This window comes from Celeribacter marinus (assembly GCF_965656515.1).
Classification (GTDB): domain Bacteria; phylum Pseudomonadota; class Alphaproteobacteria; order Rhodobacterales; family Rhodobacteraceae; genus Celeribacter; species Celeribacter marinus_D.
Map to the genome: position 1 here is coordinate 1 of NZ_CBFHKW010000009.1, position 19,698 is coordinate 19,698.

Sequence of the window (19,698 nt, forward strand, 5' to 3'; positions counted from 1 at the left end):
CAAACATGTCTTTTTCTGCGATAAATTCGAATATGCGCAAATCACTGGAGATGCCCCATGAGCACTGATATTTTCACACCCCACGGCAAGCACTTTGTTGGTGGCGACTGGATCGGCACAGAGGCTACGTTTATGTCCGAACCCGCCACAGGATCTGCGCACAGCTTTTCCGTGGGTACCCCCGCATTGGTCGATCAGGCTGCAAAAGCCGCTGAAGAGGCGTTTTGGTCCTTTGGTTATTCAACCCGCGACGAGCGCGCCGCGTTCCTCAATGCGATTGCCGACGAGATCGAAGCGCGCGCCGAGGCCATCACCCAGATTGGCAGTCAGGAAACGGGTCTCCCCGAAGCGCGTCTTCAGGGCGAGCGGGGCCGGACCACGGGTCAGTTGCGCTTGTTCGCAACCCATATTCTTGCGGGGGACTACCTTGATCGTCGCCACGACAAGGCGTTGCCTGACCGTGCGCCTCTCCCACGTCCAGATATCCGTATGATGCAGCGCCCGATCGGTCCCGTGGCCGTGTTCGGCGCGTCCAACTTCCCACTGGCCTTTTCCACCGCGGGTGGCGACACAGCGGCGGCGCTCGCGGCGGGTTGTCCCGTTGTGGTCAAAGGCCACTCTGCCCACCCTGGTACGGGCGAGATCATCGCCGAAGCCATTGATGCGGCAATCAAATCCTGCGGCATCCACCCAGGTGTGTTCTCCCTTATCCAAGGCGGAAAACGCGATGTTGGCACCTCCCTTGTGCAGCATCCATTGATCAAGGCGGTAGGCTTTACCGGATCCTTGGGTGGCGGTCGCGCGCTATTCGATCTGTGCGCACAGCGCCCCGAGCCGATCCCGTTCTTTGGCGAACTTGGCTCAGTCAATCCGATGTTCTTTATGCCTGACGCGCTCAAAAACCGTGGCACCGAAATCGCTAAGGGATGGGCGGGATCGCTCACCATGGGCGCGGGTCAGTTTTGCACCAATCCGGGCATTTCGGTTGTGATCGACGGCCCTGACGCCGATGCGTTCACCGCCGCCGCGACCGAGGCGCTTGCCCCAATGGGCGCGCAGGTCATGCTCACTGACGGTATTGCCGCCGCATACCGTGCAGGGCGCGATCAAATCGCCGCCACTGCGGGCGTTCAGGAACTGCTCACTTCGACCTGTGATCTGCGCAACGCCACTCCATATCTCTTTGCGACAACGGGCAAGGAATGGTTAGAAAATCACGTGCTTGGCGAAGAAGTGTTTGGTCCGCTCGGCTTGATCGTGCGCGTGTCAGACATGGATGAAATGCGCGCATTGGCGATGTCGTTGCAGGGTCAGTTGACCTGTACCATTCACCTTGATGACGCCGATGCGGACGATGCCAAAACGCTTTTGCCGATCCTTGAGCGCAAAGCAGGTCGCATTTTGGCCAACGGCTTTCCCACTGGTGTTGAGGTCTGCGATACGATGGTTCACGGCGGTCCATATCCGGCCTCGACCAACTTTGGCGCAACCTCTGTGGGCACCATGGCCATTCGTCGCTTCTTGCGTCCAGTAAGCTACCAAAACATCCCAGAGGGCGTTTTGCCGACCGATCTGGTATAAGCCACAGGCGTTTTCGCGTCCCACATTTGAAACGCCCCGACATAGATATTTGTCGGGGCGTTTTGTGTGTCCTCGCCCCGATTTCTCAATCCACGCGCAATTCAGGTGCGAATGGTGGGATGATTTTTTTGGGCTATAAGTACACGTCCTGCGTGACACTTAAACGAATCTTCATTCCTTGCCGTCATGTCTCATGTCAGATCGGGCTTTATAAGCTCACCCGCTGACAGCTTTTAGGCACCTCTCAGCGTCCATTTCTATAGCCCTGAGTGTGCCACGAGGAGACGACATATGAAGTTCATCAATAATATCAAACTGGCCGTTAAGTTGCCTGTGATCATGATCGCCCTGTCGGTGATGACCATCACAATCGCAACCTATGTTTCATATAAACGCGCCTCTGAGTCGCTCTTGGTCGAGGCCGAGGAGATGCTCGAAACCGTTACCGAAGCCCGCGCAATGGAGCTTCAAAGCTGGTTGGACGGGATTGATATAGATATCCGCTCTCAGGCGTCAAACCCGACTGTCTTGTCCGCGATTCGTGGTTTTGACGAAGCATGGGGCGCCATCGAGGGAAACGTGACCGAGCACCTTCATACGTGGTATATTGATGAAAATCCGAACCCGCTGGGCGAAAAACACTATTTGGACTTCGCCGAGGACGGCAGTCCTTACAGTCAGGTTCACAAGCTTTATCACTCATATTTTCGTAAATTGGTTGAGGAGCAAGGCTACTATGATGTCTTTGTCTTCGATACAACCGGCGACCTGATCTATTCGGTGTTCAAGGAACGTGATTTCGCGACCAATTTCGTCGAGGGACCGTTTGCCGCTTCGGGTTTAGGCGAAGTCGTCTCAAAATCGCTCGCCACGCAGGTCACCGCCAGCGAAGCCGCCGAAATACATTTCGCCGATTTTCAAACCTATGCGCCCTCTAACGGTGCGCCTGCGTCCTTTGTTGCAACGCCCGTTTTGGATCGCCGCGGAGCACTGCGCGGAGTCATCGCGTTTCAAATGCCGTCTGGCCGTATCAATAGCGTGATGCAGCGGCCGACAGGCCTGGGTGAGACGGGAGATGCCTACCTGGTTGGATCTGACATGTTGCTGCGGTCTGATCCGCGCCTTGGCAATGGCGATAATTTTTTGGTCACCGCAATGGACACTATGTCAGCGAAAAATGCTGTCGACGGACAGTCAGGCTTGTTGCGTGAATCCGAAGTGAACGAGGATACGGGCCACGTCCACGAACACCTCGCATCCTACGCGCCGATCTCATTTCACGATGTCACTTGGGGTCTGGTTGTCGAGCAAACGATTGACGAAATTCTGACACCTGCCAAACATCTTGGCCGGACAATGCTATGGCAGGGCGCGATTATGATCGCGGTTGTCGGCGCCTTGTCGTTGTTGATTGCGCGGGCGGTGTCCAAACCGTTGACCAACGTTGGCACCGCAATGCGCACCGTGTCGGATGGCGATTACAATGTTGTGGTGCCTGGCACGGACCGCGGTGACGAAATTGGCGGTATCGCCTCGGCCTTGGACGATTTTCGTAAGGCATTGGGGCGCGCCGAACAGGCCACCCGAGACGGTCTATTCAAAGGATCGGCATTTGAAGGCTCATCAGCGGCCCTTATGATAATCGATCAGGAGTTCAACATCACCCACATGAACGAAGCGGTGCACACATTGATGTCGGCACACTCGGGTACGTTTTCCGAGCGCTTTGCAGGGTTCGACGCCGACGCTCTAGTTGGCAAAAATATTGATATATTTCACGAAGACCCCGAACGCATCCGCCGCATTCTCGCTGACCACACGAAAATGCCGTTCTCAACAGACATGAAGGTTGGCGAAGTCTATTTTGCGCTCGACGTGAATTCCGTGATCGATATGGACGGTAAACAAATCGGCTGTGTGATGGAGTGGAAAGATGTCACAGAGATCCGTACCAGCGAGGCTGTGATTGACACACTTAACAACACACAGGCCAAGGCCGAGTTTGATTTAGATGGCAAAATTCGCTCCGCCAACGCATTGTTTGCTGGCATGGTTGGCCACTCTGACACCGGTGTGGTGGGATGCAAACAACAGGATTTCTTTAATTGGGATCCCCAGCTTGCACGTGAAAAAGGCCCCGTTTGGCAGCGTCTTCTCGGTGGCGAAAATATTCATGGCCGTTTTAAACTGGAGAGTCAGGATGGTCGCGTGTCGATCCTTGAGGGGACGTTCAGCCCCGTAAAAGACAGCAGTGGCAATGTGTTCCGCGTCATCTTGTTGGGTACGGATATTACGGAAAACGAGCTGTTGCTCAAAGAGGCTGATGCGCGTCAGGCCGAGATGAAAAAGGCACAAGACCAAGTTGTCGATGGGCTTCGCATAGGTTTGAAAAAACTCGCAGAGGGCGATTTGACCGCACGTCTGACAGTTGCGTTTGGCGATGAATACGAGACCCTGCGCGCCGATTACAACTCCGCGGTCGATAATCTACTCGAAGCGATGGCAAGTGTGGTGGAAAACGCCGGTATGATTCGTGGCGAGGCCGCAGAAATTTCGAATGCGGCTGACGATTTGTCACGGCGCACCGAAAAACAAGCCGCCACATTGGAAGAGACAGCCACCGCACTTGATGAGCTGACGTCTTCCGTACGCTCGGCATCCGAGGGAGCCAACCAAGCCAGCGAAATGGTCGAAACCGCAAAATCCAACGCAGAAGCCTCGGGAGATGTGGTTCAAGAAGCCGTGCAAGCCATGAGTGAAATTGAAAGCTCGTCGAACCAGATTTCCAAAATTACATCCGTAATTGATGATATCGCGTTTCAAACCAATCTGTTGGCCCTCAATGCCGGCGTCGAGGCCGCGCGCGCGGGTGAAGCAGGGCGCGGGTTCGCGGTTGTCGCCTCCGAGGTGCGCGCCTTGGCGCAACGTTCCTCCGAAGCGGCGCGTGAAATCAACGACTTGATCTCCAAATCGGGTGCCCATGTGAAACGCGGCGTGAGCTTGGTCGGGGATACGGGCGAGGCCCTGCGCGGGATCGTGTTGTCCGTGACCGAGATCGCGCACAACGTGAGTGAAATCGCCGTCTCGTCGCGCGAACAATCGTCTGGTCTCGCCGAAATCAACGCGGCCGTAAACCAGTTGGATCAAGTGACCCAACAAAACGCCGCCATGTTCGAGCAAACCACTGCCGCATCACATTCTTTGATGCGCGAGGCGGAGAACTTGAACGCCACGACATCGCGGTTTTCGATTGGAGCGGTTGGCCAAAGTCGCGCGCCCGCGGCCATCGTCAACATGCCCGCGCCTGTAGCCCCTCCTACATCGCCGCCGCCCGCGACATATGCGCCGCAGGAAAAAGTCGCCGTCAATCAGTCGGCGTCACATCCCTCACCAAGTGCACCTGCCGATGACGGCTGGGAAGACTTTTAAGAGTTGAAAGGTAGAGAGCCCGTGAGTGCACAGGATAATAGATATGAAAAGCGCGCGCTTGCCGCGGCATCCGGTCCGGTTCGAACGCTGATCGTGGACGATTCGCGTACCATGCGTGGATTGATCCGCTCGGTTCTTGAGCGCGACCCCCGCATCGAAGTTGTGGCGGAGGCCGGAGGCGCGAGTGAGGCTCGTGATGCGGTCAACGCGCATCAACCCCACGTAATGACACTAGATATCGAAATGCCGTCTATGTCGGGGCTCGAATTTCTCGACCGGTTGATGCGGCATCGCCCGATGCCTGTGGTGATGGTGTCGACCTTGACCAAGGCGGGCAGCGCAATCGCAATCGAAGCGCTCGCCAAAGGGGCGGTGGAATGTATCCAGAAGCCGACGATCGGGCAAAGCGGCGCTCCGTTTGCGGGGCTTGCCGATATTCTCGTGGCGGCAGCAAATGCACGCATCAAGCTACCAACATCAATGGCCCCGCCGCGCCCTGTGAGCCAAAGCGGAAGACAATTCCAACGCATGTGCCTCTTGGGTGGATCAACTGGTGCCGTCGACGCCATCGAACAGATTTTGGCGCGTTTTCCGGCGGATTGCCCACCAACCTTAATCACACAACACATGCCCGAGCCGTTTTTGGCCAGTTTTGCCGCGCGTCTAAATCCTATCGTGGCCCCCACTGTCCGCTTGGCGCGGGACGGGGATGAATTGCGCCACGGGGAGGTTTTGATTGCACCAGGCGGCGCATATCATCTCAACATGCAGCCCGGATTTGGACGCCGCGTGTCATTGTTCGAGGGACCAAAGGTGTCTGGACACCGCCCATCCGTAGATTCGATGTTTCAATCCGCGTGTCATCTGGGCGATCAAATCGTCGCAGGGATCCTCACCGGTATGGGGCGTGACGGCGCGGAAGGTATGGCAAACTTACGCTCCAAGGGGGCCATCACGCTGGGCCAATCGCGCGAAAGCTGTGTCGTATTTGGGATGCCGCGGATGGCGGGTGAAATGGACGGTGTTGATCAATGGGTCGACTTGGACGCGTTTGGTGACGCGTTGCTAAAGGCCGCGGAAACTCCAGTTGGAGCAAAACCAAGATGACGGATTTACAATCTCCTAAAAGCCGCCCCAAAAGCACGTATATCACCCAAGGTGAATTCGCAGTTTCGACAGAGCAAAATACCGTTATTTCTACAATATTGGGATCGTGCGTGGCGACATGTTTGTGGGACCCGCAAACGCGTGTCGGTGGTATGAACCACTTTTTATTGCCACAAGGTGCTGTAGGGTATGGGGGCACCGACTCGTATGGGGCCAACGCCATGGAGTTGTTGATCAACGGATTGATCCAAAAAGGTGCGCGGCGTTCCAATTTGCAGGCCAAGGTGTTTGGCGGCGCGGCATTGCGAAAAGGCCTCACATCGGTTGGGCGCGACAATGGACAATTTGTCTTGGATTACTTGGATAAAGAGGGAATTGCGTGTGTTGGGCAAAGTCTCGGCGGGACAAGTGCGCGGCGCATAGAATTCGAGCCCGTTACAGGGCATGCGCGCCAAAAGTTGGTCGCGGATCACAACCTACACGAAGTGGCACCACCGCCACCAACAGCGAGTGATCTTGAGCTATTCTGAGCTAGTTAAAACCCCGTTCACGAAAGTGGACGGGGTTTTTGCTCGAGCTGTTATGATAACGTTTGTGCCGTAATGTTGGTCCATCGTTGGATGTTTGGGAAAATTAGACGCAAAACACGAACGATCCAGAGATCAAAAATACTTTCACGCGCTATGTTTCACGGGCGGATATGTGCGTCACGCACCGGTTGCAGTCATGGCGATGTCGCGCCCATCAGAACCACGCAACGTTTCCAGAATCTTCTTCCGACAGCGTAAAGGGCGCATCAATGTCGTCAAACAGCTTGTGGGCCAGATGGCGCAGGCGAATACTCTCTTTCAGAGGAGATATGTCGACTGTTGATCCGGTGTTTTGTCGCGCGAGTTGTGCCATTACACCCTGTAAGTCCTCAAGAGTTTGTTGCAGCCGGTCCACCGCTTGCATGCTGCGCTGGACCGATGGCGACAGGTTTTCTACGTTTTTCAACGTCGCACCCAGTGCAATTTGAACTTCGGCGGCCAACATCGTCAACGCCAACATTTCATCTTGCAGGCGCGCATGCAGTGTCGACAGTGACATAGCACTTTCGTTGTGTCCGCTGCGGGTCATGATTTTTGGTTGAAACGTCATCACAACTTCCCGACAATCGCTTCAATTGCGTTCTTGAGCGTCATGGGATCGAATGGCTTTTTGACAAAGTTGTTCATACCCAATTTCTTTCCCATCTCGATAATTTCGCGGTCCGCACGTCCGGTAATAAGCAAGAATCCGACCCCTTTAGATCGTGGGTTTGTGCGCAATGCGTGTAATAACTTCAGGCCATCCATCCCCGGCATGTTGTAGTCGGAGATCACGAGGTGCACGGGAGCTGCCTGTAGCTTTGCCAAGGCGGATGCGCCATCCGATGCACTTGCAACGTTGCGAATTCCGAAGCCGTCGAGGGCATTCGTGATGAGGCCACGGCTGGTCGACATGTCATCTACGACCATGACCCGGAGCTGGTCTCTAAGTGCCATCTTTTTTAAACCCTTTTTTTATTAGTGCGACACGGTGTCAGTTGGTCTGAGCGCGTTGATATGTGGTGATGCCGACATTTGAGAATAATGATGTTGTATTGTCAGGCAGGCGTTCGGAGTGACCGATCATCAGCCAACCCTCTTTATCGAGTTTGTCTGCAAAGCGAGACAAAAGGCGCGATTGCGTAGGTTCATCGAAATAGATCATCACGTTTCTGCAAATGATGAGATCAAACCCCCCTTGCATGGGCCACGGCTCATTTAGGTTGAGTTGCCGAAACCGCACCAACGATTTTACAGCGTCCGTAACGTGATACGATAAGCCATCCGCCGTTTGTGATGTGGTAAATGATGCGGCAAGAGCCGCAGGCGGAATGCCTGCAATCAAGTTCTCGGCGTACACTGCGGCACGTGCTGTTTCCAAAACCAACGGATCAATATCGGATCCCAGTATCAAAAAATCTTTCGCGCCAATCGACGGATCACATTCTAAGAATGTCATGGCAAGAGAATAGGGCTCTTGACCGTTCGAACAACCGGCCGACCAAATCCTGACCTTTTCACCGCGTGCGAGTTTCGCCTTTAGTTTCGGGTAGACTGTTGATTTTATATACTCGAAATGATGATTTTCGCGGAAAAACTGCGTCACGTTGGTGGTCAGCGCGGAGATAAATGCGCTCATTTCGTCCGGATTGTCGGTGTTCTCGAGATAGTCAAGGTAGCCGTCGAACGTCGAAATATCCAACGCGCGTAGCCGGCGCGTCAGGCGTGATTTGACCATTGGCACCTTGGAGGGGGAGAGCACGATACCCGCATGCGATTTAGACAACGCCACGATGCGCGCGTAAGCCGCATCGGAGATGTCACTTTCAATCGCTACTTTGCGGGCAACAGGCACCATCTGGTTCATGCGGCTTCCTCATCGGGAGGCGGCATGACGGCATCGAGATCAAGCACGCGGATCATGCGATTATCGACAACGGTCAATGCGGAAACAAATGTCCTTGAATCGTCGATGGACACTTCGGGGGGGGCTTGTAGGTCTTCGTTCGGGATGGCCAGAATGTCGGACACAGCATCAACCATCAGGCCGGCGGTGCGCCCGCCCAGATCGACGACGATGATCACGTTGCGGTCATTGTCGCCCTCGTTTTCCAAACCTAAACGGGCCGCGAGATCAATGATGGGCAGCACGGTCCCGCGTAAGTTTATAACCCCCTTCACAAACGCCGGAGCGTGGGGCAGGGACGTGGCCTTTGCCGACCCGCGAATTTCGCGCACGGACATGATGTCTACTGAATAGTCTTGTCCGCCGACGCGGAAAGACAGCAGCTCGATAGACGCAGAGGCGGAGTGTTTAGTATCTTCAGTCATGAGCTTAACCTACCAGAGCTGGGGTTTGTGTGGACGATTTGGTGCGGCCGGAGGCCTGAGCAACCAAATCGCCAGGGTCGAGAATGAGTGCAATTTGTCCGTCGCCTAAAATGGTTGCGGCGGCGATGCCCGGAATGCGGCCGTAGCTACCCTCCAAACCTTTGATGACCACTTGGCGTTGATCCTCGATAGCATCGACGGCGAGGGCGGCGCGATTTCCGCCCTCTTGGCCGATCAAAAGGACAACACGGCCTACATAGCTCGGTTCGGGCGCACGGTATCCAAGTTCGGCCCCTAGATCGAGCAGCGGAACAAAACCACCCCGTATTTGCACGACATGACTTTGCGGGCCTAGGGATTCAAGATCGTCATCGGTCAACGTCAGGGTTTCCAAAATTGCGTTGAGCGGAACGACAATTGTTTCGTTCTCGACGCGCACCACCATGCCGTCCAAAACGGCGAGTGTCAGTGGGAGGGAGATCGAGAACGTGGTCCCTTTGCCCTCCACAGATGTGATTGCGATACGCCCACCCAGTCCTTGGATCGCGCTTTTGACCACATCCATCCCGACACCGCGCCCTGACAGATTGGAAATCTCGCTTGCTGTGGAAAAGCCAGGCATAAACAATAGGTTATCGATGTCGCTGTCGCTCAACTGCGCATCCGGAAGGATCAAGCCGTTTTCAATGGCCTTGGCGCGTACACGCTCGCGATTGATTCCGGCGCCATCATCGGAAATTTCAATGACGATGCGCCCCGAGCGGTGTTGCGCAGAGAGTGTGACGTGGCCGATCGCGGATTTACCGCTTTGTGTGCGCGTCTCAGGTTTTTCGAGGCCATGGTCCACGGCGTTGCGAATCATGTGGGTCAGCGGATCGGCAAGGCGTTCAATCACGGTTTTGTCGACCTCGGTATTTTCACCGATGGTGGTCAACCGCACCTCTTTTCCGACAGACGCTGATGATTCGCGCACAATACGTCCCATCCGCTGAAACAGCGATTTGATCGGCTGGGCACGGATCATCATGACGGATTCTTGGATGTCGCGGGTGAGTTGTAGGAACTCTTCGAGGCCGGAACTCACGGGCGAGTTTGGCGGAATATGGGCCTCGGCTACGGATTGGCTCAACATAGCTTGGTTGATGACCAACTCGCCGACAAGGTTCACCAATCGGTCAATACGCTCCAAATCAACGCGCACGGTTGCGCGCGGTTGTGTTGGCGCGGACAAGGTTTTGCGTTCGTCTTGTGCGTCCTCGTCAAAGGAAGCTGCGGGTGTGGCCGGCGCAATTGTAGCTTCCGCGGGTGCGGTAACTTCGGGGATCGGTGCGGCATTTATCAATGGATCGTTCGCCAGGGTCGGCATATCAAACGATGCGAGGAGCGGTGAGTCCAAACTCTCAGTGTCAACAGGCAGTCCGTCATTCTCTAGGTTTTGGAGTTCGTGCGTCATCTCGGGGTGTGGTGCGGTGTCAGCTTGGTCTGCATCACTTTGGGTGTCGTCGCTGACGGCGTGCTCCAACGGCGCGTCCAATGGTGTGATGCTCAGTTGGCACAACCCGTCCACGAACTCGAACACGTCGACCACAGCGGTTTCTGGCTCGTCGGTGTGGACCTCAATCGTCCAAGATATATAGCCAACTTCGGGATCCATGATGCCGATGGCGGGTAGTGCATCTGTGTGGCAGGTAATTGAAATATCGCCCAAATCGCGTAGGGCGCGGAACAGATACAGCGGTTCGTTGCCCGAAGCATAGAGCGCGTTTTCCGGCTTTAGAAAGACGCGAAATCCTTTTGCGGGAGCGGGTAGCGAGGATATGAGATCCGCACCCGTATCTTCAAGGGCACCAAGATCGGACAGGTCCGGCAATGGATCGGTCATGTCGCCACCCAGATCGGCACTAAGGTCGAGCGCATCAAAATCGAGATCGAGGTCCAACGACAGCGTCGCGGGGGTGAACTCAATCTCCTCTTCGACTTCCTCTTGGATGCCGACAAGGCGTGTCAGGGTTTCAAGTGCGGGGCCGGTGATGTCCTCGGAAATGACCTCCCCGTCACGGGCGGCACGGACTAAATCACCAAGGATATCAGTACACGCGTAGAACAAGCGGATTGCATCGGGGCCGGGAGTGAACCGGCCTGCGCGCACCTCGTCCATGGCCGTCTCGAACTGGTGGGCAAAGCGCACAAGGTCGTCAAGGCCAAAGGCACCGGCCCCGCCTTTGATCGAGTGCACAGCGCGGAACACGACATTGATTGTCTCTGAGTCCGTCGCGCCGTCGTCCATCATCTGAAGGCCGTCGTTGAGGCTTTCTAGAAGTTCTTCGCATTCGACAAAGAAGGACGCGCGTATTTCTGCCATCGGGTCGGACATGGGGATTCCTCTCAGCCAGCAACCATTTGAAGAGCTTTGACAAGCTTGGCAGGATCAAAGGGTTTGACGATCCACCCTGTCGCCCCTGCGGCGCGTGCTTTGGCCTTGAGTTCGTCCGCACTTTCCGTTGTGAGGACAAGGATCGGGATACGACGCCACTTCTCTTCGGAGCGCACGGCGTCGATAAATCCGAAGCCGTCGAGACGGGGCATGTTGATATCGGTGATGATTACATCAGGTTCGATGTCTTCGAGCACTTCGAGCCCGTGCATCCCGTCTTCGGCGAGATGTGCGGTAAATCCCGCAGATGATAGTGCAAGATTGAGCATATCGCGCATTGTGCGGCTGTCATCGACAGCAAGAACTTCAAGGCTCATGTCCAGGCCTCCGGTTGAGATAAGGTTTCGGGGGTAAAGCCAAACAGGCTCAGCATGTCGATACAGGCATCGTTTGCGTTGACGAAACGCGTTGTTTTACCTGCCTCGGACCGTGTTTTTATGGCCGATAGAATGGTTTGTAGGGACAACGTTCCCAAATGCCGCAACTCTTGTGCATCAAGAACAAGGGTGTCATCAGACGCCGCTTTCAGTTCATCCAGCAACGAGGGCAAGGATTGATAGTCAAGGCGTTGGGGCAGGGCGAGGATCGCGCTCATACCTGTCCATCCTGTTCTGGGTGTGCTGCAACCATGTCAAAAACTCCATAAAAGTCCGTCTTAGACATCGGTGTACGGTGTAGGGAGTTAAGACGAAGTTACGTCTGGACCGATTTGGCACAAAAAAATCGCACCACGTTTACACGCAGCGCGATTATGGTCTTGATAAAGGTGCGCCAACCTAGCGCATGACATGAACCAAATGCGAGGCGCAGCCTGTGAGAGCGGCATAATCGTCCTCAATCACGGAAACCGAGAAGTTTTTCATAAAGCCGGCAAACCGTCCCTTGTCGCGAAACGCGTCTGCAAAATCAAATCGGTCAAGATAGGGCGTGATGGCGCGCGCTACGCCGCCCACCAGATACACGCCACCAAACGGCAATTGGATCAACGACAGGTTGCCCGCCACGGTGCCAAGGATTTTCACAAATAGCTGCGCGGTGGCGTCCGCGCGCGGATCGTCGCCCGCCTCAACGGCGGCCATAATGTCGGCGGCGGATTTTTCGCGTGGATCGCCATCGCGTTGACCCAAGAACAGGTAAACCCGCTCCAAACCGCGCCCGGACAGCACGTCCTCTACGGCGGGAAAGCCATGCGCGGTCTCGACAAACTGGCATAGGGCCAATTCATCTTCGTTGCGGATTGGCAAGTTGGCGTGGCCGCATTCGGACGGGGCCACGAAACGCCCCATTTCAGTCTCGAACACGGGGGCCGCGTTAAAGCCGGTTCCAACGCCGATGACCATGCGCACCGCATTTGGCGATGGGGTCGGCGCGTCATCTACAATGGTGCGAATGTTTTCTGGCGCGACAAAGCCAAGCGCGTGTCCCTGCGCCTGAAGGTCGTTCAGTATGGCCACGTGTTCGGCATGTGCGGCGCGGCGCAGTGTGTCTTTGTCGATCGCCCAGTCAAGGTTGGTCATGGTGCCAACCCCGTCGCGCACGGGGCCCGCCACGGCGACACAGGCCCCTTTGCAATCAACGTTGTCTTCTTCGGCGATGTATTGGCGCAAGACGCTTTCAAGGCCGGGGAATTTGCGGTTGGAATAGCGCCGTACGGTCTCTGGCAACAATGTGGTGCCATCGGCCAAGGCCACGCGGGTATTTGTGCCGCCAATGTCAGCCACAAGAGAGAGGGTATTTGCAGGGTGCTTACTCATCGGGATCAACCTTTGGCGAGAATATCTTTGAGCATGTGATAAGAGGCTTTTGGCGTGCGCTGCAAGGTGTCGAAATCAACATGTACGATTCCGAAGCGTTTTTCATAGCCTTCTGCCCATTCGTAGTTGTCCATCAGCGACCAGTAAAAGAAGCCTTTGAGATTGGCACCATCCGCGATGGATTGCCTCATTGCGGCCATGTGCCCTTGGATGAAATCACAGCGCTCGGGATCGTTGACCGCGCCGTTGATTTTGCGGTCATCCCACGCCATGCCGTTCTCTGTGACATAAATCGGTAGATCGCCCACGTACTCTTTCGCCATGCGGGTGATGAAATGACGAAGCCCCTCTGGGAAAATTTCCCATCCCATCTGCGTGGTCGCAAGGTGGCCCTTGACGCCTTTGGCAAAGGGCCACGCGGTCGCTGCGGGATCATGGGCGTGGTGGTTGCGGGTGTAATAATTGACCCCAAGCCAGTCGAGCGGTTGATGGATATGGGTTTTGAGGTCGTCCTCCCATCCGTGCGGCATATGGGCCCCAAAGCCCTCAAGCGCCTCTGCGGGGTAGGTGCCTTTGGTAATCGCCTCGATGAACCAGCGGTTGAATACGGCGTCGGCCGTAGCGGCGGCGCGGGCGTCCTCGTCGCTTTCAGTGGCGGGCACGGCGTAGTCAAAGTTGAGCACAATACCAAGGTTGTCGCGACCACGTGCGCGTAGGCGCGTCATCGCCTCGCCATGGGCCTTTAGGATGTGGTGCATCGCGCGGGATGCGGCGCGGATGTCGCGGGTGCCGGGGGCATGAATGCCAAGGAAATGCGACAGGTAGGCCACGCACCACGGCTCGTTGATGGTGGCAATCGCCTCCATCCGGTCGCCAATGCGCTCGTCGATGATCTCGACGTAATCGCCAAACCAGTTGTGCACATCGGGGTTGGTCCAGCCGCCCAGATCGGACAGGGCGGCGGGCATTTCCCAGTGATAGAGCGTTTGATAGGGCTTCAGCCCGCGCTCCAACAGCGCATCGGTGAGGCGGTCATAGTAGTCCAAGCCCTCTTGGTTCACCTGTCCACGCCCCTCGGGCAACACGCGCGCCCATGAGGTTGAAAAGCGGTAGGCGTCAAAATTGCCCGATTTCAAGAGGTCGAAATCGTCGGCGTAGCGGTGATAGTGGTCACAGGCACGTGCGCCATCCTCGGAGCGGATCACATTGCCGGGGGTGGCAGCAAAGGTGTCCCAATGGGTCGGCCCCGCGCCGCCAAAGCCGTGGCCCTCGATTTGATAGGCGGCCGTGGCCGCACCAAAGGTGAAACCCTCGGGAAAATCTGCGCGCGTCAATTTGGGCGATTGGGTCATGGTCGTGCTCCCTTTGGGCTATGGCTGCGCTTTCAACAATGTATGCCTAGTGTTCTGTTTTAAGGCGTAAGCGTGCTTTAGGAGATATCTATAACGATTACACACCTGATTTGACAATACCAAAGCGCTTTGGAGTACATGTGTTGTTTGCGGTCCGCGTTCAGGCTTTGGGGGCGGGGCCGTGGGTGTGGCCGATGATCAATTCGGCGTCTAGCATACGGTGCTCATGTGGCGCATTCGGGTCATTGATCTGCGTCATCAGCATCTCTGCACAGATGCGCCCCGCGTGGCGAACAGAGGACCGCGTGGCGGTGTAAATCGGCTCGCTCGTGCCATTGCGCAGGTAGGATAGATCGTCATCATGGATCACCAAGGACACGTCACGACCCAGTTTGAGGCCGGCGTCGTCGCAGGCGCGGCGCACGCCAATTCCGATAATAATCGACGAGGCCAAAAACGCCGTGGGCGGATTGTCTTGGGCCAAAAGCGCGCGGGCCGCATTGAATCCGAACTCTTCGGTCATCTCGGACGAGCGGCAAATCGAGGCGTCTTCAGGGACGTTGCGCGCGGCGAGCGCTTTGGAATAGCCTTGGCGGCGGCGTGTCGCAAAATCCATTGTTTCCAATCCATTAAGGAGTGAAATGCGGGTGTGTCCAAGGTCAAGAAGGAAGTCTGTCGCGCGTTCGAACGCGCGGGCGTTGTTCACATCGACCCACGAATAATCGTCCTCTCCCTCCCCGCTAGAGCGCCCATGCACAACAAACGGCATGCCTATGCTGCGCAACAATTCAATGCGTTTGTCGTTGTCTTTTGGTCCGTGGATAATCACCGCGTCGACGGACCCTTTGAGGGCGATGTCGCGGTAGGTTTGCTCCTCTAGAGCGTCTGGGACGATCTTGAGGTGCATGTCATAATTCTCGCGCGAATAAATCTCGGACGCCCCTGCAATGAAGTCGGTAAAGACGGGATTGACCACTTCGTGTTCGGTCGAGACGGGGATTACGTGACCGACCGCGTGGGTGCGCCCCGTGGCAAGGGATCGGGCGCGATTGTTTGGGGCGTAGTTGTGTTGGTCGGCCGCTTTGCGCACCCGCTCGCGGGTGGCTTCCGACACTTCGGGATAGCCATTAAGGGCGCGACTCACAGTGGTTTGAGACAGGCCTAAAATGTCCGAAAGTGTCTTAAGATTCATGGGGATTAACCGCCTTCGTTTCGTGTGAAAGTCTCCCTACGCTAGTGTGTTTCCCATTTGATGGCAAAGGTTTAGTCCATCCTTTACGTCAGGGATGCTGTCATATGATCTGCCGCGCTGCGGCATAATCGATTACGTGAGGTCTTTGCATTTGCGGGTGCGCTAACATCATTGACAGGGCGGGAAGTTTAAATCAGTCTAAGGCATCCAAAGCGCTTTGAGGGGTGGATCAAAATGTTGATTCCATGTCTCGCTGCGCCGCGTGATCGATACCAATGTCTGGTACAAACTGGGAGGTTTACATGAAGACATATCTTTTGACGGGTGCCGCTGTTGCCGCACTCTCCATCGGGGCCGCGTCCGCGCAGGACTTGTCCGGCCAAGTGATTACAGTTGCGGGTCCATGGCTCAGCCCTGAATCCGAAACCATCGCGAAAATCTTTGATATCTTCGAAGAAAAGACAGGTGCGGAAGTCAAATACGTTGGCTCCGATAGCTTCGAGCAGCAAATCGTGATCGACGCTGAAGCCGGCTCCGCGCCAAACGTTGCTGTGTTCCCACAGCCCGGTTTGGCCGCTGACATGGCATCGCGCGGCTTTTTGACACCGCTCAAGCCCGAAGTGGGTGAGTGGGTTAAGGAGAACTACGCGGCAGGTCAGTCGTGGGTTGATCTGGCGACCTTTGCCGACAAAGAGGGTGCAGACCACCACTACGGCATGTTCTTTCGCGCCGACCTGAAATCCCTCGTTTGGTACTCACCCGAAACGTTCGAGGATGGTGGCTACGCCGTTCCAACAACGATGGAAGAGCTCAAGGCGCTGACCGAAGAAATCACTGCAAACGGTGAGACACCATGGTGTATCGGTCTGGGTTCCGGAGCGGCTACAGGTTGGCCAGCAACCGACTGGGTCGAAGATTTGATGCTGCGCACACAGTCCCCTGCGGATTATGATGCATGGGTCGCAAACGATCTGAAGTTCAACGATCCTAAAGTGGTCGCTGCCATCGAAGATTTCGGTTGGTTCGCACGCAATGACGCCTATGTCGCCGGTGGCGCAGGTGCGGTTGCAACCACAGACTTCCGTGACAGCCCCAAAGGCCTGTTTGACAGCCCGCCCCAGTGCTACATGCACCGTCAGGCGTCCTTTATCCCTGCGTTCTTCCCTGAAGGCACGGAAATGGGTGTGGATGCCGACTTCTTCTACTTCCCTGCTTACGCTGAAAAAGATCTCGGCAAGCCCGTTCTCGGCGCTGGTACGCTCTTTGCGATCACCAACGAATCCGAGGGTGCGCATGCTTTGATCGAGTTCCTCGAGGATCCGGCAGCACACGAGCTGTGGATGGCCGAAGGTGGCTTCCTCACACCGCATAAAGGTGTGGACACGTCGAAGTTCTCCTCCGACACGGCACGCGCGATGAACGACATCTTGCTCAACGCGACAACGTTCCGCTTTGACGGGTCCGACCTTATGCCCGGTGGCGTAGGCGCAGGGTCGTTCTGGACAGGCATGGTTGACTACACAGGCGGCAAAGATGCCCAAGCTGTCGCTGACGAAATCCAGTCCTCTTGGGACGCTCTCAAGTAAGAGCCTTTAGAGCTTTTGGGCAATCCGAGCGCGTCTCGGGTTGCCCGTTTTCCAAAACGCGAACATACTTTTTCAAGTTGCTATCCGTAGAGAGCGGGCCATCGGCTCTCTTCGCGTGACAGCCATAACTTAATGCGCACCGTTAGAAATCGTTAAACGCGGCGTGATGACCAAGCGATCCTTTTGGGAGGGGAATGGACATGCATCCAGCACTTCAAGGACTGATGACTATTGTAGTCGGGGTCGGGGCTTGCGTAAGTTACTTTTACGCATCGAACCTGTTGATTGATAAGGTGCTATTTCCGCCGCGCGGGCCAAATGCCGGTCGCAATATCAACCGTGCCAATATCATTCGTCCGTGGCTGTTCTTGTTCCCTGCGATGTTCGTACTGTCGGTCTACCTCGCGTACCCCGTGTTCGAGACGCTGCGCCTGTCGCTGACCGATCGGGCGCAGGACGGGGCATTTGTCGGCCTTGATAACTACCGCCAACTGGTGTCCGAGGCAAAGTTTTGGGAAGCCATCCGCAACAACATGCTCTGGCTCATCGTTGTGCCCGCCATGTCGACCATCTTTGGTCTGATCGTCGCACAGCTCACCGACCGGATCAAATGGGGCAATATCGCCAAGTCGATCATCTTTATGCCGATGGCGATTTCGTTTGTCGGTGCCTCCGTGATCTGGAAGCTGGTCTATGATGCCCGCCCGCCCGAGGCCGAGCAGATCGGTGTGCTCAACGCGGTTTACATGTATGTGACAGGCAACGATCCGCAACAATGGCTGACCATTCCGCTGTGGAACAACTTCTTTTTGATGGCCGTTCTGATCTGGATCCAGACGGGGTTTGCCATGGTGATCCTGTCGGCGGCGTTGCGGGGGATCCCAGAGGAAACCATCGAGGCTGCGATCATCGACGGGGCAGGGCCGTTCCAGATTTTCTTTAAGATCAAAATCCCGCAAATGATGGGGACGATCATGGTCGTTTGGACCACCATCACCATCACCGTGCTCAAGGTATTCGATATCGTCTACGCCATGACCAACGGTCAGTGGGAGACACAGGTGTTGGCCAACTACATGTACGACAAGCTGTTTCGCGCCAGTGATTGGGGCGTGGGATCGGCGGCGGCGATGGTCATCATGCTGCTCGTAACACCGATTTTGGTGTGGAATGTCGTCAACGCACGTCGGGAAATGCGCTAATCGCGCGGGGGAGAGATTATGGATAATATCGCAGGATCTAAGTCATCGCTCACCTGGGCTGTTCACATCTCGGTTGCGGCCCTTGTGTTGCTTTGGGTGTTTCCAACGCTTGGCCTTTTGGTTTCGTCATTTCGCACCGCCGATCAGATTTATTCGTCGGGGTGGTGGGCGTCATTATTTACCCAAGAGAGCCAGAACCCAGCGATCCGCCTTGAGGGCGATGAGGTTCAGGACGGACCGTTCTATGTGATCGAGGGCGATCTGTTCCCCGCCACGGATGCGACCATTTCCGCATGGGGCACCTCGTCGCGCGACCCCGAGGCCTTTGCGCCCGGCGATGTGGCCGAATTGAAAGACGGCTGGACCGTTACCGTGGATGTTGCGGGTGATTTTCGCCTGACATCGCCTACGTCGATGGAGGGGGAGCGTTTGCCGCGTGTGTTCACCACCGCCGAGACACCGCCCGAGTTCACTTTGGACAATTACGACGAGATGTTGTTCTCGCCGTCCACCTCGCAAAACATGGCAAAGGCGTTTTTCAACACCCTGACCGTGACCATTCCCGCCACGATCATCCCGATCCTGATCGCGGCCTTTGCGGCCTATGCGCTTGCGTGGATGGACTTTCCGGGGCGCGCATTGCTTGTCGCGTTTGTCGTGGCCTTGCTTGTTGTGCCCTTGCAACTGGCGTTGATCCCGTTGCTCAAATTGCACCTCAGCCTTGGCATTGGCAAAGGCTACCTTGGGGTGTGGTTGGCGCATACGGGGTTCGGGATGCCGCTCGCCATCTATTTGCTGCGCAACTACATGGTCGGGCTGCCCCGCGATATCATCGAGAACGCCCGCGTGGACGGGGCGACAGAGTTTCAGATTTTCACCAAGATCATTCTGCCGCTGTCCTTTCCCGCGCTGGCCTCATTCGCCATTTTCCAGTTCTTGTGGACGTGGAACGACCTTTTGGTCGGTCTGGTGTTCCTCATCGACAGCACCGGCGACACCACCATCATGACGCGCCAGATCATCGAGCTTTTGGGAACACGCGGCGGCAATTGGGAAATCCTTGCCACGGCCGCGTTTGTCTCCATTGCCGTGCCTTTGGGCGTTTTCTTTGCCATGCAAAAATACCTTGTTCGCGGCTTGCTCGCGGGCTCCGTCAAATAA

The 19,698-nt window shown here is 55.9% G+C and carries 17 protein-coding genes; 7 read left to right on the forward strand and 10 right to left on the reverse strand.

Annotated features, from left to right (window positions below):
- Nucleotides 1–57 precede the first annotated feature (57 nt).
- The 4 genes from ACTG34_RS03500 to ACTG34_RS03515 all read left to right on the forward strand — a co-directional run bounded on the left by ACTG34_RS03500 (nt 58) and on the right by ACTG34_RS03515 (nt 6,647).
- Entirely contained in the window at nt 58–1,581 is a 1,524-nt protein-coding gene (locus ACTG34_RS03500; protein WP_439103630.1) for an aldehyde dehydrogenase (NADP(+)), read from the forward strand.
- A gap of 291 nt (nt 1,582–1,872) precedes the next feature.
- The gene (locus tag ACTG34_RS03505) at nt 1,873–5,010 is read left to right on the forward strand and encodes a methyl-accepting chemotaxis protein (protein ID WP_439103631.1); all 3,138 of its coding nucleotides are present in this window, start codon (nt 1,873–1,875) and stop codon (nt 5,008–5,010) included.
- A 21-nt stretch (nt 5,011–5,031) separates the two neighbouring features.
- Nucleotides 5,032–6,117 (forward strand): chemotaxis-specific protein-glutamate methyltransferase CheB, encoded by a 1,086-nt coding sequence (gene cheB, locus ACTG34_RS03510; RefSeq protein WP_439103632.1) that lies wholly within the window; start codon nt 5,032–5,034, stop codon nt 6,115–6,117.
- A 152-nt stretch (nt 6,118–6,269) separates the two neighbouring features.
- Nucleotides 6,270–6,647: a chemotaxis protein CheD gene (locus ACTG34_RS03515; protein WP_439103633.1), complete on the forward strand. Its 378-nt coding sequence runs from the start codon at nt 6,270–6,272 to the stop codon at nt 6,645–6,647.
- A 214-nt stretch (nt 6,648–6,861) separates the two neighbouring features.
- On the opposite strand, the gene ACTG34_RS03520 is transcribed toward ACTG34_RS03515, so the two are convergent.
- The 10 genes from ACTG34_RS03520 to ACTG34_RS03565 all read right to left on the reverse strand — a co-directional run bounded on the left by ACTG34_RS03520 (nt 6,862) and on the right by ACTG34_RS03565 (nt 15,749).
- Nucleotides 6,862–7,206, reverse strand: a complete 345-nt coding sequence (locus tag ACTG34_RS03520) for a hypothetical protein (protein WP_439103634.1) — start codon at nt 7,204–7,206, stop codon at nt 6,862–6,864.
- Nucleotides 7,207–7,256: 50 nt separating this feature from the next.
- Entirely contained in the window at nt 7,257–7,643 is a 387-nt protein-coding gene (locus ACTG34_RS03525) for a response regulator (protein WP_439103635.1), read from the reverse strand.
- A gap of 37 nt (nt 7,644–7,680) precedes the next feature.
- Nucleotides 7,681–8,553, reverse strand: coding sequence for a CheR family methyltransferase (locus ACTG34_RS03530; protein WP_439103636.1), 873 nt, complete (start codon nt 8,551–8,553; stop codon nt 7,681–7,683).
- Complete coding sequence (locus ACTG34_RS03535; RefSeq protein WP_062215672.1) at nt 8,550–9,017, reverse strand: chemotaxis protein CheW; 468 nt, start codon at nt 9,015–9,017, stop codon at nt 8,550–8,552. The genes ACTG34_RS03530 and ACTG34_RS03535 overlap by 4 nt, the downstream gene beginning before the upstream one ends.
- 4 nt (nt 9,018–9,021) lie before the next feature.
- The gene (locus ACTG34_RS03540) at nt 9,022–11,391 is read right to left on the reverse strand and encodes a chemotaxis protein CheA (protein WP_439103637.1); all 2,370 of its coding nucleotides are present in this window, start codon (nt 11,389–11,391) and stop codon (nt 9,022–9,024) included.
- 11 nt (nt 11,392–11,402) lie between these two features.
- Complete coding sequence (locus ACTG34_RS03545; protein ID WP_439103638.1) at nt 11,403–11,768, reverse strand: response regulator; 366 nt, start codon at nt 11,766–11,768, stop codon at nt 11,403–11,405.
- Entirely contained in the window at nt 11,765–12,046 is a 282-nt protein-coding gene (locus ACTG34_RS03550) for an STAS domain-containing protein (RefSeq protein WP_439103639.1), read from the reverse strand. The genes ACTG34_RS03545 and ACTG34_RS03550 overlap by 4 nt, the downstream gene beginning before the upstream one ends.
- Before the next feature lie 181 nt (nt 12,047–12,227).
- Entirely contained in the window at nt 12,228–13,205 is a 978-nt protein-coding gene (locus ACTG34_RS03555; RefSeq protein WP_439103640.1) for a glucokinase, read from the reverse strand.
- A 5-nt stretch (nt 13,206–13,210) separates the two neighbouring features.
- Nucleotides 13,211–14,557, reverse strand: coding sequence for a GH1 family beta-glucosidase (locus ACTG34_RS03560; protein ID WP_439103641.1), 1,347 nt, complete (start codon nt 14,555–14,557; stop codon nt 13,211–13,213).
- Between the two features lie 160 nt (nt 14,558–14,717).
- Nucleotides 14,718–15,749, reverse strand: a complete 1,032-nt coding sequence (locus ACTG34_RS03565) for a substrate-binding domain-containing protein (protein ID WP_439103642.1) — start codon at nt 15,747–15,749, stop codon at nt 14,718–14,720.
- 302 nt (nt 15,750–16,051) lie between these two features.
- Here ACTG34_RS03565 and ACTG34_RS03570 point away from each other — a divergent pair, with 302 nt between their 5' ends.
- From ACTG34_RS03570 to ACTG34_RS03580, 3 genes are all read left to right on the forward strand, one after another.
- Complete coding sequence (locus tag ACTG34_RS03570; protein ID WP_439103643.1) at nt 16,052–17,335, forward strand: ABC transporter substrate-binding protein; 1,284 nt, start codon at nt 16,052–16,054, stop codon at nt 17,333–17,335.
- A 200-nt stretch (nt 17,336–17,535) separates the two neighbouring features.
- On the forward strand, nt 17,536–18,537 hold the full coding sequence (locus ACTG34_RS03575) for a carbohydrate ABC transporter permease (RefSeq protein WP_439103644.1): 1,002 nt from the start codon (nt 17,536–17,538) through the stop codon (nt 18,535–18,537).
- Between the two features lie 18 nt (nt 18,538–18,555).
- Complete coding sequence (locus ACTG34_RS03580; RefSeq protein WP_342842215.1) at nt 18,556–19,698, forward strand: carbohydrate ABC transporter permease; 1,143 nt, start codon at nt 18,556–18,558, stop codon at nt 19,696–19,698.

Excerpts from the sequence above, each read along its gene's own strand:
- ACTG34_RS03540 (WP_439103637.1), bottom strand. The coding sequence starts at position 11,391 with ATGTCCGACCCGATGGCAGAAATACGCGCGTCCTTCTTTGTCGAATGC.
- ACTG34_RS03505 (WP_439103631.1), top strand. The coding sequence starts at position 1,873 with ATGAAGTTCATCAATAATATCAAACTGGCCGTTAAGTTGCCTGTGATC.
- ACTG34_RS03575 (WP_439103644.1), top strand. The coding sequence starts at position 17,536 with ATGCATCCAGCACTTCAAGGACTGATGACTATTGTAGTCGGGGTCGGG.
- ACTG34_RS03545 (WP_439103638.1), bottom strand. The coding sequence starts at position 11,768 with ATGAGCCTTGAAGTTCTTGCTGTCGATGACAGCCGCACAATGCGCGAT.
- ACTG34_RS03580 (WP_342842215.1), top strand. The coding sequence starts at position 18,556 with ATGGATAATATCGCAGGATCTAAGTCATCGCTCACCTGGGCTGTTCAC.
- ACTG34_RS03515 (WP_439103633.1), top strand. The coding sequence starts at position 6,270 with ATGAACCACTTTTTATTGCCACAAGGTGCTGTAGGGTATGGGGGCACC.
- ACTG34_RS03520 (WP_439103634.1), bottom strand. The coding sequence starts at position 7,206 with ATGTCACTGTCGACACTGCATGCGCGCCTGCAAGATGAAATGTTGGCG.
- ACTG34_RS03570 (WP_439103643.1), top strand. The coding sequence starts at position 16,052 with ATGAAGACATATCTTTTGACGGGTGCCGCTGTTGCCGCACTCTCCATC.
- ACTG34_RS03555 (WP_439103640.1), bottom strand. The coding sequence starts at position 13,205 with ATGAGTAAGCACCCTGCAAATACCCTCTCTCTTGTGGCTGACATTGGC.
- ACTG34_RS03550 (WP_439103639.1), bottom strand. The coding sequence starts at position 12,046 with ATGAGCGCGATCCTCGCCCTGCCCCAACGCCTTGACTATCAATCCTTG.
- ACTG34_RS03530 (WP_439103636.1), bottom strand. The coding sequence starts at position 8,553 with ATGAACCAGATGGTGCCTGTTGCCCGCAAAGTAGCGATTGAAAGTGAC.
- ACTG34_RS03560 (WP_439103641.1), bottom strand. The coding sequence starts at position 14,557 with ATGACCCAATCGCCCAAATTGACGCGCGCAGATTTTCCCGAGGGTTTC.
- ACTG34_RS03525 (WP_439103635.1), bottom strand. The coding sequence starts at position 7,643 with ATGGCACTTAGAGACCAGCTCCGGGTCATGGTCGTAGATGACATGTCG.
- ACTG34_RS03535 (WP_062215672.1), bottom strand. The coding sequence starts at position 9,017 with ATGACTGAAGATACTAAACACTCCGCCTCTGCGTCTATCGAGCTGCTG.
- ACTG34_RS03565 (WP_439103642.1), bottom strand. The coding sequence starts at position 15,749 with ATGAATCTTAAGACACTTTCGGACATTTTAGGCCTGTCTCAAACCACT.
- ACTG34_RS03500 (WP_439103630.1), top strand. The coding sequence starts at position 58 with ATGAGCACTGATATTTTCACACCCCACGGCAAGCACTTTGTTGGTGGC.